Genomic DNA, 14632 nt, shown 5'->3' with positions numbered 1-14632 from the left:
ATTCCATTACACGATATCCCATCCTACAGCAGAAGCTCCAAGAACGGCGGCAGCAGAACCATCGAGGCCGCTAACCAGGAACTTGGCCTTACCCTTGAAGATGTTGAGGATATGGTCGTTGTAGCTCTTCACGATAGGATCCATCAGCAGGGCACCAGCCTTGGTAAGACCACCGAAGAAGATAAAAGCCTCAGGAGAAGAGAATGCAGCAAAGTTGGCACAAGCCTCACCAAGAATTTCACCGGTGAAGTCGAAAATCTCCTTAGCCAACTTGTCACCCTTGCCAGCGGCAATAGCCACATCAAGAGAAGTGATATCTTCGGGATTGAGCTCACGCAACAGCGATTCATCATCGCGTGTCTCCAAGAACTCGCGTGCAGAACGAGCGACACCCGTGGCAGAGCAGTAAGTCTCCAGACAGCCGCGACGACCACAACCGCAAGGACGACCGTCAAGGCGTACAATGGTATGACCGAGCTCACCGGCAAAGCCATCACAGCCATAAACCAACTGACCATTGACTACGATACCCGAGCCAACGCCAGTACCGAGGGTAATAACGATAAAGTTCTTCATACCACGAGCCACACCGTAAGTCATCTCGCCGATGGCAGCCGCATTGGCATCATTGGTGAGGGCTACAGGGATACCCAGAGCATCAGAGAAGAGCTTGGCCAATGGCACGACGCCCGTGCGACCCCACTTCAGGTTAGGCGCAAACTCGATAGTACCATTATAATAGTTACCATTAGGAGCACCTATACCCATAGCCTTGATCTTGCCGATACCACCCACCTGATCTATAATGATCTGGAGAGCCTCAACTGCAGCCTTGACATAATCATTGACATCGTCATAAGCCTGCGTCTTGATAGCTGTGGTCACCTTGATATCACCACGGCTGTCGACAATTCCAAATACTGAGTTGGTTCCACCCAGGTCCAAACCGATTACATACGGTTTCATTTCATTCTGTACGTCCATTTTATAATTATCTTTAGTTATTGATTTTGTTCTAATAGACAAAGGTAAATATATTTTCCATAAAACCACAAGAAAAGCATCAGTTTTTTAGCCTCAGAGGACATTTTTCCAAGTTATAGCGTTTTCTTTCAAGTTAATTTATTAACTTTGCATCCGCTATGCCGTTTCCGTTTCAAATAGACATATTAGGGATGATACTCAAAGGAGTCCTGATTGGTATCATTGCATCGGCGCCTATGGGCCCCGTAGGAGTCCTATGTATCCAGCGCACCCTCAACAAAGGGCGTTGGTATGGATTTGTCACAGGCATAGGTGCCGCCATGAGCGACATCATCTATGCTATGCTAACGGGCTTTGGTATGAGTTTTATCATGGACCTGATAACCAATCCTACCAATAAGTTCTGGCTTCAGATTAGCGGTAGCGCTATACTGCTGCTCTTCGGTGTCTATTGTTTCAAGGCCAACCCAACCCGCAACATCCACCGGGGCGGCACCAAGAAAGGGTCTCTGACACACAATGCCATCACGGCTTTCTTCGTAACCCTTTCCAATCCTCTTATCATATTCCTTTTCATGGGCACATTTGCCCAGTTTGCCTTCGTTATCCCCAACCATCCATTCGAAATGTCATTGGGCTATATCAGCATTGTGATTGGAGCCCTGATATGGTGGTTTGGTCTGTCCTGGCTCATCAACAAGATAAGAGGAAAGTTCGACGACAATGGTATTCTTATAATTAATAAGGTAATAGGAAGTCTGGTGATTGCCTTCTCTTTACTGGTACTCATCGGTACTGTCTTCAACCTCTATACAATCAGTTACTGAGAAAATGTTTGTTGCAAAAGAATTAAGGAAGAATTCGATAGCCGAATATCTTCTGTATATGTGGCAGATGGAAGACCTCATCCGTGTTTACGGCTGTTCGTTGCCTGTCATCAAACGTGAGTATATCAACAAGTTTGACTTCACCGAAGAGCAAAAGGAGGAAGAGCTTGACTGGATAGGCAATCTCATCAGGATGATGAATGAAGAGGGTAAGCGCGAATACGGTCACTTGCAGATTAACGAGGTGTTACTCAAGGATGTTTGCGACCTCCATCACCGCTTGTTACAGTCTTCCAAATTCCCATTCTACAATGCAGCATATTACAAGGCATTGCCCTTTATTGTGGAATTGCGCAACAAGGGCGATAAGGATATCAACGAAATCGAGACATGTCTCGATGCCCTCTATGGCATCATGATGCTGCGCCTGCAGAAGAAGGCCATCTCACCCGAGACCGAAAAGGCCATCAAGGAGATTACCACGCTGGTGGGTCTGCTTTCAGACTATTACATCAAGGACAATACCGAAGGACTCAAATTCGAAGACGACTGATTATGAATATACTTATCACAGGATGCAACGGACAGTTGGGCAACGAAATGCAGCTCCTGCAGCAAGCCAACAGCCAACACACATTCTTCAACACCGATGTAGCCGACCTCGACATTACGGATGCCAAGGCCATCAGTGCATTTGTCAACGAACATGAGATAGACGGAATCGTCAACTGTGCAGCCTACACCGCTGTTGACCGCGCAGAGAGCAATGAGGAGCTTTGTACTCTTCTCAATGCCAAGGCTCCTGCCTATCTGGCAGAGGCCATCGAGAGCCGCAAGGGTTTCCTGGTACAGATTTCCACCGACTACGTATTCGACGGAACCAAGCATACGCCATATACCGAGACCGACACGACTTGCCCGGATAGCGTGTATGGACGCACCAAGCTCGCCGGCGAAGAGGCATGCATGACCCGTTGCCACCGCACGATGATTATCCGCACCGCCTGGCTCTATTCCACCTTTGGCAACAATTTTGTCAAGACAATGATTAAACTGGGACAGACCAAAGACCGTCTTGGCGTAATCTTCGACCAGATAGGCACTCCCACCTACGCCCGCGATTTGGCAGCCACCATCATGACAGCCATCAACCAGGGCATCATCCCGGGCATCTACCACTTCAGCAACGAGGGAGTCATCAGCTGGTACGACTTTACCAAAGCCATCCACCGCATAGCCGGCATCCAGGGATGCAAGGTAAGCCCGCTGCACACCGAGGAATACCCCACCCCAGCCCACCGCCCGCACTACAGCGTGCTGGACAAGACCAAGATTAAGAATACTTACAATATAGACATACCCTACTGGGAGGAAAGCCTGGAGGAATGTATCAAAAAACTGCAAACAACATAATAGAATGAACGAAATAGAACGTAGAAGGACCTTTGCCATCATCTCACACCCGGATGCCGGTAAGACCACGCTTACAGAGAAGTTCCTGCTCTTCGGAGGACAGATTCAGGTGGCTGGAGCTGTAAAAAGCAACAAGATAAGAAAGACTGCCACATCAGACTGGATGGATATAGAGAAGCAGAGAGGAATCTCGGTCTCTACATCGGTCATGGAGTTTGACTATCTGGACTACAAGGTAAATATCCTTGACACCCCTGGTCACCAGGACTTTGCAGAAGATACCTACCGCACGCTTACAGCCGTAGACTCTGCCATTATCGTGGTCGACTCTGCCAAAGGTGTGGAGACCCAGACACGCAAGCTGATGGAGGTGTGCCGCATGCGCAACACGCCGGTTATCATCTTTGTCAACAAGATGGACCGTGAGGGCCGCGACCCCTTCGACCTGCTCGACGAGTTGGAGAAGGAACTGCAGATACATGTGCGCCCACTGTCATGGCCCATCGGCCAGGGACTGAGATTCAAGGGTGTATACAATATCTTCGAGCAGCAGCTCAACCTGTTTACCCCCAACAAGCAGAGGGTTACAGAGAAGATTGCCGTAGATGTGGCCAGCAGCGAACTCGACCAGCATGTCGGTGAACGCGAAGCAAGCCAGCTGCGCGACGACCTTGACCTCGTCGATGGCGTATATCCCGAGTTCGATGTTGAGACCTACCGTAGCGGCGATGTTGCACCCGTCTTCTTCGGCAGTGCCTTAAACAACTTCGGTGTACAGGAGCTGCTCGACTGCTTTGTACAGATAGCACCGAGCCCACGCCCCACCAAGGCCGAAGAACGTATGGTCGAGCCCACCGAGCCCAAATTCACAGGCTTCATCTTCAAGATTACAGCTAACATCGACCCCAACCACCGTTCGTGTATCGCCTTCTGCAAGGTCTGTTCGGGCAAGTTCCAGCGCAACCAGCCCTATACCCACGTACGTCTGGGCAAGACCGTAAGGTTCTCATCACCTACGCAGTTCATGGCACAGCGCAAGTCGACCATCGACGAGGCCTACCCAGGCGATATCGTCGGACTCCCCGACAACGGAATCTTCAAGATAGGCGACACGCTGACCGAGGGCGAGCTTATCCACTTCAGAGGACTCCCCAGCTTCTCTCCCGAACTGTTCAAATACATCGAGAACGACGACCCCATGAAGTCCAAGCAGTTCTACAAAGGTCTGGAGCAGCTCATGGACGAAGGTGTGGCCCAGTTGTTTGTCAATCAGTTCAACAACCGCCGCATTGTGGGAACCGTAGGTCAGCTGCAGTTTGAGGTAATCCAGTATCGACTGGAAAACGAGTACAATGCCAAGTGCCGTTGGGAGCCCGTGCATCTCTACAAGGCCTGCTGGATAGAAAGCGATGACGAGAAGGAGTATGAAAACTTCAAGAAGCGCAAATACCAGTATATGGCCAAAGACTCTGAGGGTCGCGACGTGTTCCTGGCAGACAGCGGCTACGTGCTGTCAATGGCCCAGCAGGACTTTGAGCACATCAAGTTCCACTTTACTTCTGAGTTCTAATCCCTTAGATACCAACAGCCAATCGCAATGTTCATCCCCATGGGCATTGCGATTGTTTTTTATTCCCCCAAGCCCATCTTCACTCTTCCGGCCATGATGGTGGCATACACAGCCTGCTGGCCATACTTAGCCCTGACCTGCCTGAGAGTAATTGCGAAGTTGGAAATAGGTAATTCGCAGTATGAAACCATGAAATCAAACCTTGAAATCCACAAATCAGACCTTGAAGTCAACTTATATGCAGTGAAAAAGAAGATGTAAAGAGATGCCTATACATCTGCCGCATCCACCCCGTGATAGGCCAGCAATCCTGCCATAGGCGTACGGGCCACGGTGCCCATCTTCAGCCCCTCGCGCTCTATGGCCTCAGCCAACAGGTCGCGGAAATAATAAGCCACGCTACCCACAAAACTCACGGGAAGGTCGGGGCGACGGTAGGGCTTCAGGTTGTAACGCACAAACGAGCGGAAACGCTCAAGAACCATGTCGTACACATGCTGATTGTCCAGGTGACGATGGATAAGCGGAGCAAGAGATGCCAAGAAACTGTTGGCTCGCGGCTGCTGGTAGATGCGCTGGATAACCTGGGGATAGGAAAGCTGGCAAGAGGAGTAGAACTCGTCACGAAGCTGCTCGGGAAGCTGGCCTTTAAGCAAGTCGTGCAGGAAATGTTTGCCCAAATCGGCCCCACTGCCTTCGTCGCCCAAGATGTAACCCAAAGGAGGGGTATTGGCAGCGATGCTCTCGCCATCATAGAGACACGAATTGGAGCCGGTACCGAGAATACAGGCAATACCCTCGGCGTGCTGGCACAGGGAACGGGCGGCGCCAAGAAGGTCGGACCACACGTGGAGCCCAGGAGCAAACGGGGCAAAGACCCGGGCAAGGATAGCACTGACGATGCCTGTGCCCACGGCATTGCAGCCAGCACCATAGAAGTAGATATCGAGCGTGGAAACGACGGCCCGTCTGCGGGTAACCTCTTGAGCCACAGCATCAAGCTGCTTTACGATATCATCCTCACTCTGATGGATGGGATTGATGCCCCCAGTCTGCATACGTACGACCGTTCTGTCGTCGCAGACAAGCGCCCAATCGCTCTTTGTACCTCCGCAATCAGCAATAATTATCATTACTATCCTATTTTTGGTTTAATAGTACAAAATTAATAAAAATATCCTTACACAATTCGATTCTTTTGAGTAAATTTGCATGTATAATGAGAGATAATATGAAAACAAAGATATTCATGCTGCTACTGCTGCTCACAGTGGCAATGCCCTCAATGGCCGTCTTAAAGGAAAAGGACCTGTCGCACACTCTGGCCATCCTACGTCAGGAGCTCACTGACTACAGAATAGAACTGGAACGCCAGACGGGATACCTGAAAGAGCAGCAGGACCAGATGACTATGAACATGTATTCAATCATCAACCAGTGCAGCCAGAATTCGCTGATGCTATACTCGCAGAAGTCGGGATATATATTTGACTTGACCTACGCCTGTCATGAAGCTACAGAGATGTATCATGCGTTCAAGAAGTCGGTTATTCCCTTTGAAAACTATCTGCAGCGCTCCACGAGCGAGATAGCGCGGTTTGACTCCTTGGTAAATGTACTGAGCCAGATGAGCGACCGCACGCTGAGCGAGCACGCCGCCATAGACCGCAATGTCTGCCTCACCCTGTCTATCAACATACTCAGAACGCTGAAAAGCAACAACGAACAGATGAGTATGTACATCAAGTATTATCACAACACTGAGAGACAGCTGAGCAGTCTGAACGACTACGCCATCAAGCGTTATGGTGACATACAGGCCAGCATATTCAACAATGCCGGCGACAACTACTTCACCATACTCAGGCATATCAGTACCAACGTGAGCGAGACAACCGAAACGCTCTCGGAGAAATACAAGCCGCAGGCCAAGCGCAAGTCGCAATGGAACAGCAGGCTTATGTTTGGTCTGCTGGTAATCATCCTGTTTGGCGGTATCATTTCCATTTCGCTCAACGTGCTGCTGTTCAGGGTAGCGATAACCCGCCTGTTCAAATCACAGCGCCTCATGCAGAGGGTGACACGTCTGCTGAAGACAGACAACATCAGTGCCACACACGAAACGTTTATCGGCAAGCGCACGTGTATCACCATGGCAGCAACGGTAGTAACCTTTGCCATCGTGCTGGCCATCATCAGACTGGCAGCCGACCAGAACTTCCTGATTATGGCCTGCAATCTGCTGGTAGAATATGCCTGGCTGTTGGGCGTGATACTCATCTCGCTGCTTATCCGTCTGAGCACCAAGCAGATAAAGAGCGGTTTCCGCATCTATGCCCCTCTGATTGTCATCGACTTCATCATCATCAGCTTCCGCATAGTACTGATTCCCAACATATTCACCAATCTTATCTTCCCACCCGTTCTGCTGGCCTGCACCCTGTGGCAGTGGAATGTCATCAAGCGACATGGTCACAACATCCCCAAGACCGATGTCTATTATACCTATCTTTCGCTCATCGTATTCGTGGGTGCTACCATCTGTTCATGGATAGGCTACACTCTGTTGAGCGTTGAGATGCTGATATGGTGGATAATGCAGCTTACCTGCATCCTGACCATCACCTGCCTGAAGGGCATCATCAAGGCGTACGCCGAACGCAACGGTATCTTGGCCAAACCCATCACGCAGAAATGGGCTTATAGGCTTGTCTATACGGTACTTCTGCCGGTAATGGGCGTGGTGTCGGTAATATTCTCCATCTATTGGGCTGCCGACATCTTCAATCTGAGTGATACGACCATGCGTATCTATACCAACAACTTCATAGACTCCGACAACATAAGAATAAGCATCCTCGGCATCTTCATGGCGTCCATCCTGTATATTGTCTTCGCGTATGTCAACAAGACAAGCAAGGATTTCCTAAAGCTCCACTTCGAGAAGACCGACCCCACGACCGCCGCGAGCAAGAACGTCATGGCAAAGAACGTGCTGCAGGTTGTGGTATGGGGCGTATGGCTGATGCTGGTATTGAGTATCTTCCACGTGAACAGCACCTGGCTCGTGGTCATCTCAGGAGGTCTGTCTACCGGTATCGGTTTCGCGATGAAGGACATCATTGAGAACATCTACTACGGCATATCTCTCATGGCGGGACGCATCAAGGTGGGCGACCTCATCGAATGTGACGGCATAAGAGGCACGGTGAGTTCGATATCCTACACCTCTACACTCATGGACACAACCGACGGCAGCGTGATTGCCTTCCAGAACTCCCAGCTCTTTACCAAGAACTACAAGAACCTGACAAGAAACCACGGCTACGAGGTGGCAAGCATACCATTCGGAGTGGCCTATGGCACTAATGTCAATACGGTGCGCGACTTGGTATGCAACGCGGTGAACAAGCTGAAATGCAAGGATGCCACAAGACCTGCCAAGATGGTATTTGCCAACTTCGGCGACAACAGCATCGACTTCAAGCTCATCGTGTGGGTTCCCGTGCTGACCACCACCTACGCCAAGGGCGAAATCATGGAAACCATCTATAATGTACTGACTGAGCACAACATAGAAATTCCGTTCCCACAGCGCGACATACATATCATATCCAACGGAGACGATGCCTGATGCGGTATCTCTCCCTACCAGTTATAAAAGAATATAGTCAACTAAACATAAGCAAGCTATGCAACCACTATTCATTGCCGGTCCATGCGTCATCGAGAACATGGAACTATTGGAAACAGTAGCAGAGAAGTTAGTAAGTATCAACAAGAGACTCTCGACAGAGATTATCTTCAAGGCATCATTTGACAAGGCCAACCGCACCTCCATCCGCTCGTTCAGAGGGCCGGGACTGGAGAAGGGGCTGACCATGCTCAATGACATCAAGACCAAATACGGACTGCGAATCCTCACCGACATACACGAAAGCTGGCAAGCGCAACCTGTAGGCGAAGTAGTGGACGTCATACAGATACCGGCTTTTCTCTGCCGCCAGACCGACCTGCTGACATCTGCCGCCAAGACAGGTAAAATCATAAACATCAAGAAGGCACAGTTTCTGAGCGGAAAGGATATGCGCTACCCCGTGGAGAAGGCGATGGATTCGGGCGCCACCGAGGTATGGCTCACCGAAAGAGGAAACAGCTTTGGCTACAATAACCTTGTGGTAGACTTCAGAAACATCCCCGACATGAAGGAGATAGTGCCCACGGTGGTCATGGACTGCACACACAGCGTGCAGCGACCAGGCGCTGCCAATGGCACAACGGGCGGCGACCGACAGTTCATACCCGCCATGGCCAAGGCAGCCAAGGCCTTCGGCGCCAATGGCTACTTCTTTGAGGTACACCCCAATCCGGACAAGGGACTCAGCGACGGCCCGAACATGTTACCATTGGACAAACTGGAAAACTTAATCAAAGAACTCTTATGACAACACAACCCACACAAATACGCCAATACGCCAAGCAGTGCCTCGAAGACGAGGCACAGGCTCTACTGGAACTGATTCCACAGCTGGACGAGAATTTCGACAAGGCTGTCAACATGATTTACAACTGCAAGGGTAAAATCATCGTGACAGGTGTAGGCAAAAGCGGACATATCGGAGCCAAGATTGCCGCAACGCTGTCGTCAACGGGAACACCCGCATTCTTCATCAACCCATTGGATGTTTTCCATGGCGACTTGGGAGTGATGACTTCGGATGACATCGTGCTGGCGCTGAGCAACTCGGGACAGACCGACGAACTGCTCCGCTTCATCCCCATGGTACTGCACATGAACATACCCATCATCTCGATGACGGGCAACGAGAACTCGCTGCTCGCAAAATACAGCAATGCCCACATCAAGGTGTGGGTGAAGAAGGAGGCTTGCCCGCTCAACCTCGCCCCGACAAGCAGCACCACCGCCGCACTGGCAATGGGCGACGCTCTGGCAGTAGCTCTGATGGAGGTAAGACATTTCGAACCTCGCGATTTCGCCCAGTTCCACCCAGGTGGCGAGTTGGGCAAACGCCTGCTGACCACAGCTGAAGACGTCATGATAAGCCACGACCTGCCGGTAATCGACAAGGACATGAACCTTGGCGACGCCATCATACTGGTGAGCAAAGGCAAATTGGGTCTGGGTGTATCGACAGAGAACGACAAGGTTATCGGTCTGATCACCGACGGCGACATACGCAGGGCTATGGAGAAATGGCGTGAGAAGTTCTTTGACAAGAAGGTGAAAGACATCATGACGACAACACCCAAATCGGTATTGCCATCAACCAAGATAACCGAGATACAACGCATCATGCATCAATACAAGGTGCATACAGTATTGGTAGTAAACGAAGAAAACAAACTACTGGGCGTGGTGGACCACTACAGTTGCATGATTTAATACATTACAAAACCAAAGGTGAAACATATCATAACAACAATCATAGTATTGTTAGTCTGTGTCTGTGCCAACGCACAGACATCAGACTCTGTTATCGTAAACAAACTGAAGGAGAGGGGCGTAAGTTTCTCTCACAACAATTCCGTAACCTTGCTTGCTACGGGGCGGGAAAAGTTTGAGGATATGTTTCAAGCCATCAGGAACGCCCGCCACTCCATACATCTGGAGTATTTCAACTTCAGAAATGACTCGATTGCCCGCGAGCTGTTCCATCTGCTCGAAGAGAAGGCCCAACACGGTGTTGAGGTCAGAGCGCTTTTCGACGCTTTTGGCAATTCTTCCAACAACCGTCCACTCAAGCAGAGCCATCTGGACACCATACGCGCCAAAGGTGTAGAGATATACAAGTTTGACCCCATCGTCTTCCCCTGGATAAACCACGTCTTGACACGCGACCACCGCAAAATTGTGGTCATCGACGGACGCATAGCGTATATCGGCGGTATGAATGTGGCAGACTACTACATCAAGGGAACGGAAAAGGTTGGCTCATGGCATGACATGCACTGCCGTCTGGATGGCAACGAGGTAAATACGCTGCAACGTATCTTCCTGAAGATGTGGAACAAGACTACCGGGCAGAATGTCCATGGTGCCCAGTATTATCGCGGTGACTATACCGACACCTCTTACTTTACAGGGCTGAAACCAGACACCACGGAGAGTCGGGGGAAAAAGGTTGTGGGCATTATCAATCGCGAGCCTCGCACAAGCAATGATATAATCAGGTATTTCTACGAGAACGCCATCAACTGTGCCCAAGACAGCATCAAGCTCATCAACCCCTACTTCACATTGAACAGGAAACTCAAGAAAGCGTTCAAGAATGCTGTCAAGCGTGGTGTAAAGGTAGAGATAATGCTCTCTACCCACAGCGACATCCCTCTGACGCCAGATTGTGGCTTCTACAATGCCCACAAACTGATGAAACACGGTTGCAGGATATGGATGTACACGCCTGGGTTCCATCACACCAAGATCATCATGGTCGATGGGAAAGTGTGCACCGTGGGAAGTGCCAATCTGAATGCACGCAGTCTGAGCTGGGACTATGAAGCCAATGCTGTAATCGTGGACAGCCATACTACCCGCGAATTGGATAATCTCTTCGAAGACAACAAGAAGGACTGTTTTCTCCTGGACGAACAGAAATGGGATGAATGGCGCACCCCGTGGCAAAAGTTCAGGGGATGGGTAGGACATCTCTTGTCGCCATTCTTATAAGAAAAAAGTAAGGAATATCAGATATTTGCGATATCTACATATCCATGCGTGACAGCATAGATAGTAAGGGCCGATACGCTTCGCGCATCAAGTTTGTCCATAATGTTCTTGCGATGAGAGATGACTGTGGTCAAACCAATATGCAGCTTGTCGGCAATCTCCTTGTTGATATACCCCTCAACAATCAATACCAAAACTTCTATCTCCCTATCGGTAAGTATTCCGGCATTACCGGCAGGAACATCCATAGGCAGGTTGCGTCCGCGAGAATGGGCATGCTGCTCCAGCATAAGCAGCGACTTGACCAGAATATCCTCTGACACATTGACATTAATACTATGAAAACCCGTAAGGCTTTCACTGGAAGTGGTAAGCACTATCGTCTTGCGGCTATGCTCCAGGAAGAACATGCGGTGGGCAAGGACGATATTGACCGAAACAAAGAAGTGGAAATACCTGTCTGGGACAGAAGCCTCAAACTCATTGAAGGAGCCATAGAGTTCGACATCCATAATAGGCATAATACGCTGGAGAATAGTCTTCAATCCTATTGCTGCCAACGTATTACCATCTATTACGGCAATGGCCGGTCTATGTCCTTTCTCCATCATCATCGTGACCAGAAGCGATAGGTTATATCCTGCATGTCACCCGCAGCATCCAGTTTGTAGAGACGCTGGTTGGTGGTCTTGCACTTGAGAGAACCAAGATGGGCTATGTATGGACCCACCTTGATATAATCAAAGACGTTCTTGGATGCCTGGGAAGAGATACGGAGTCGCCCACTATACCACGCTACTCTGTAATGAGGGTATTTGGCGTGGATATAGGCAGCAAGCTGGCTAAGATAGGAAGGGTCAGAATCTCCACCCATGAAACAGATGCAGGTAATGTTGCTGCCGAACTTGGCAATGAACTCATCCAGCACTTCTGTCGTCAATGGAGCACCCACATCCTCCCAAAGAAACTTGCTGTGACACCCGGGACAGTGGCACGGGCAATTACTGATATTAATTGCCAGTGTCACCTCGTCGGGTATCTCTTGGAAAACGATGCCTGTATTAACGTACTTTAGCATAGTATCTTCTTTCTGCCTCAGCCTGTCGGGCCTGTGAGAAATTGCTTACGCGCTTGAGATAACCTATGATGCGCGTAAGATAATCTACATTCTTGCTCTTGCAGACAGGACACTCTTTGAGGTATCTCTTGTCGATGTGTCCACAGTCATTACAAACGGTATTGGGGATATTGAAGGTGAAATAGTTACAGCCTTCCTTGGCAGCTACCTTAAACAACTGCAGGTATTGGTCTTTGCTCAAATGCTCTTCAAGATTCATGTGCAGAGCCGAACCTCCAGTAAGATGTTCGATATAAGGAGCGCCATGGAGTTTGAACTTATCAATCACAGTCAGCGAATCATCTTCCACCGCATAGAAATAAGAGTTGTAGCAATCACGGGGAACGAAATAGCCATCCTCCCTATCCCACTTGGCATGCTTAACACCCACATTCTCGGCAGGTATCATCTCGCAGTTGAACATGACTTCCTTGCTGCGGTATTGCTTGTTGTACTTCTCAACCAGTCCCAAGACTGTCTGAACGAACTCCAGATACTGGGGATTGTCATTAATCTTCAGTCCCATAAACTCGGCAGCCTCTACCAGACCATTGACACCGATGGTGAGATACTGACGGCTCAAGTTGATGTAACCTGCATCAAACAGCGGAAGCATACCATTCTTCTGAAGTTCCTTGAGGTTTTCGTTATAAGCCAACTGCACCTTGTGGCAGAGATCAATGACATGAGAGAGGTATTCCTTATAGTCGAGATTGTGATTGACAGCATACTGTATGCAACGATTCAGGTTGATAGTGAGCACGCTCTTCGAACCGGTCGAAACTCCACCGGCTCCCAGCGTATAGCTGAACCCATTGTCTTGTATCTCGTTACGCAGACGACAGCAAGAGCTGAGGCTGTCGGCATTGTCGCTGAGATATGTGAAGAAGCTGTGACCCTCGGAGTACATCTCGGCTGCAAACTCTCCCCACTCCTTGTCCTTACATTCACCATTCTCGGTAAGCATGGCCATGGTCTCGACAGGGAAGGTAAGCACCGTCTTGGTGCGCTCCTCGTTGAACCACTTCATGAATCGTTTCTGCAACCATGACAGTCCTTCCCAATCGGGCTGACTACCATCGGGGAAATAGAAATTGCCAAAAAGACTGTCGAAATAGTACCTGTCATAATAGGAAATATTCCAGAAAACAGCCTGATAGTTACGTGCGCCGGTGGGCTGGTTAAGAGAATAAACTATCTGCTCAAAGCTGTCGGTTATCACCTTGTCAATAGTGCGCTTCTTCAACGACAAATCAACCACCTCATCAGCTCGCTTGTAGTAGTCCTGGCCGAACTCCAGTCCAACGAAATAGTTCATATACATCAAGAACTCCGGTGTAGCGCATGCGCCAGAGAGCATAGAGCTGACCATAAACACCATATTGATGAAACCACCACAGAAAGACTTGAGGTTGGTGGGAGCGGTAGAGTTGCCGCCTATTGACGACGTGCCACCTATCAGCCAAGGGTACATGGTGATGGATGCGCAATAGTTGGCAAGCGATGTCTCATCATTCTTATATATAAAGTGGTGTGTGAGTTTGTCTATATATTCGTCCGACAGTTCCTTTCCGTACATCTTTTTGATGCGGTCGGTAAGAAGTTTACGATTAAGTCTGATAAAACTTGACTTGGGCAATTCGCCGATAAGTGTAGCGATATTCTTGTGCTCCACATTGGCATTGGCATCATACTTGGAACCTGTAGCGGCATTGGAAGCCTGCATATAATCGGTCAAGAACTTCAGGCGCTCCAAGGTTTCGCGGTCTTCAGTATGCTGCTGACGATAAAGCATAAACGACTTGGCTACCTTGAAGAAACCTTCTGCCATCAGAGCCTCTTCTACCTGGTTCTGAATATCTTCCACCTTAATATTATTATAGATATTAAGACGGCTGATAAGTTTTGAAACATTACCAAGGTCGATTGGCCCATTCACGGAGTCAAATGCCTTGATGATAGCGTTCATAATTTTGTCCATGGAGAAACGGTCTTTACCACCGTCTCTCTTGGTAATGGTGAAGTTCTTTATT

Annotated in this window: 14 protein-coding genes; 9 read left to right on the top strand and 5 right to left on the bottom strand. The window is 49.3% G+C overall.

All coding sequences use genetic code 11. The annotated features are described in order from the left end of the window. Nucleotides 1-6: 6 nt before the first annotated feature. Complete coding sequence (locus CIK92_RS08340; RefSeq protein ID WP_022310181.1) at nt 7-984, bottom strand: ROK family protein; 978 nt, start codon at nt 982-984, stop codon at nt 7-9. A gap of 158 nt (nt 985-1142) precedes the next feature. On the opposite strand from CIK92_RS08340, the gene CIK92_RS08335 reads away from it, so the two are divergent. The 5 genes from CIK92_RS08335 to CIK92_RS08315 are packed head-to-tail and all read left to right on the top strand — an operon-like array spanning nt 1143 to nt 5055. After that, complete coding sequence (locus CIK92_RS08335; RefSeq protein WP_022310182.1) at nt 1143-1811, top strand: LysE family translocator; 669 nt, start codon at nt 1143-1145, stop codon at nt 1809-1811. Nucleotides 1812-1815: 4 nt separating this feature from the next. After that, entirely contained in the window at nt 1816-2364 is a 549-nt protein-coding gene (locus CIK92_RS08330) for a DUF4924 family protein (RefSeq protein ID WP_022310183.1), read from the top strand. Nucleotides 2365-2366: 2 nt separating this feature from the next. Then, nucleotides 2367-3224, top strand: a complete 858-nt coding sequence (rfbD, locus tag CIK92_RS08325; protein WP_094388774.1) for a dTDP-4-dehydrorhamnose reductase — start codon at nt 2367-2369, stop codon at nt 3222-3224. A 4-nt stretch (nt 3225-3228) separates the two neighbouring features. Beyond that, entirely contained in the window at nt 3229-4794 is a 1566-nt protein-coding gene (locus tag CIK92_RS08320; RefSeq protein ID WP_094386934.1) for a peptide chain release factor 3, read from the top strand. A gap of 27 nt (nt 4795-4821) precedes the next feature. Continuing rightward, the gene (locus CIK92_RS08315) at nt 4822-5055 is read left to right on the top strand and encodes a hypothetical protein (RefSeq protein WP_094388773.1); all 234 of its coding nucleotides are present in this window, start codon (nt 4822-4824) and stop codon (nt 5053-5055) included. Between the two features lie 8 nt (nt 5056-5063). Here CIK92_RS08315 and CIK92_RS08310 read toward each other — a convergent pair whose 3' ends face one another. After that, nucleotides 5064-5927 carry a hypothetical protein gene (locus tag CIK92_RS08310; protein ID WP_094386932.1) on the bottom strand — a complete coding sequence of 288 codons (864 nt, stop codon included), beginning with the start codon at nt 5925-5927 and terminating at the stop codon, nt 5064-5066. A gap of 98 nt (nt 5928-6025) precedes the next feature. Here CIK92_RS08310 and CIK92_RS08305 point away from each other — a divergent pair, with 98 nt between their 5' ends. Genes CIK92_RS08305 through cls form a run of 4 tightly spaced genes read left to right on the top strand, consistent with a single transcriptional unit; the run spans nt 6026 to nt 11482 of the window. Beyond that, nucleotides 6026-8428 (top strand): mechanosensitive ion channel family protein, encoded by a 2403-nt coding sequence (locus CIK92_RS08305; protein WP_094388772.1) that lies wholly within the window; start codon nt 6026-6028, stop codon nt 8426-8428. A gap of 58 nt (nt 8429-8486) precedes the next feature. Further along, the gene (gene kdsA / locus CIK92_RS08300; RefSeq protein WP_094388771.1) at nt 8487-9239 is read left to right on the top strand and encodes a 3-deoxy-8-phosphooctulonate synthase; all 753 of its coding nucleotides are present in this window, start codon (nt 8487-8489) and stop codon (nt 9237-9239) included. Further along, entirely contained in the window at nt 9236-10198 is a 963-nt protein-coding gene (locus CIK92_RS08295; RefSeq protein WP_094388770.1) for an SIS domain-containing protein, read from the top strand. Before kdsA ends, CIK92_RS08295 begins: the two co-directional genes overlap by 4 nt. 18 nt (nt 10199-10216) lie before the next feature. Beyond that, nucleotides 10217-11482 carry a cardiolipin synthase gene (cls, locus tag CIK92_RS08290; RefSeq protein WP_094388769.1) on the top strand — a complete coding sequence of 422 codons (1266 nt, stop codon included), beginning with the start codon at nt 10217-10219 and terminating at the stop codon, nt 11480-11482. Between the two features lie 17 nt (nt 11483-11499). Here the strand turns inward: cls and CIK92_RS08285 are convergent, their stop codons facing one another. From CIK92_RS08285 to nrdD, 3 genes are read right to left on the bottom strand one after another with little or no spacing between them, the layout of a single operon-like run. Next, on the bottom strand, nt 11500-12096 hold the full coding sequence (locus tag CIK92_RS08285) for a response regulator transcription factor (RefSeq protein ID WP_371591382.1): 597 nt from the start codon (nt 12094-12096) through the stop codon (nt 11500-11502). Continuing rightward, on the bottom strand, nt 12093-12560 hold the full coding sequence (nrdG, locus tag CIK92_RS08280; RefSeq protein ID WP_022310193.1) for an anaerobic ribonucleoside-triphosphate reductase activating protein: 468 nt from the start codon (nt 12558-12560) through the stop codon (nt 12093-12095). Before nrdG ends, CIK92_RS08285 begins: the two co-directional genes overlap by 4 nt. Continuing rightward, on the bottom strand, nt 12544-14631 hold the full coding sequence (gene nrdD, locus CIK92_RS08275) for an anaerobic ribonucleoside-triphosphate reductase (protein WP_094388768.1): 2088 nt from the start codon (nt 14629-14631) through the stop codon (nt 12544-12546). Before nrdD ends, nrdG begins: the two co-directional genes overlap by 17 nt. Nucleotide 14632 lies beyond the last annotated feature (1 nt).

It is taken from the genome of Prevotella sp. P4-67, from assembly GCF_002251325.1.
Lineage (GTDB): Bacteria > Bacteroidota > Bacteroidia > Bacteroidales > Bacteroidaceae > Prevotella.
Note: the sequence above shows the minus strand (reverse complement) of the source record. Positions and strands in the feature narration are given on the sequence as shown.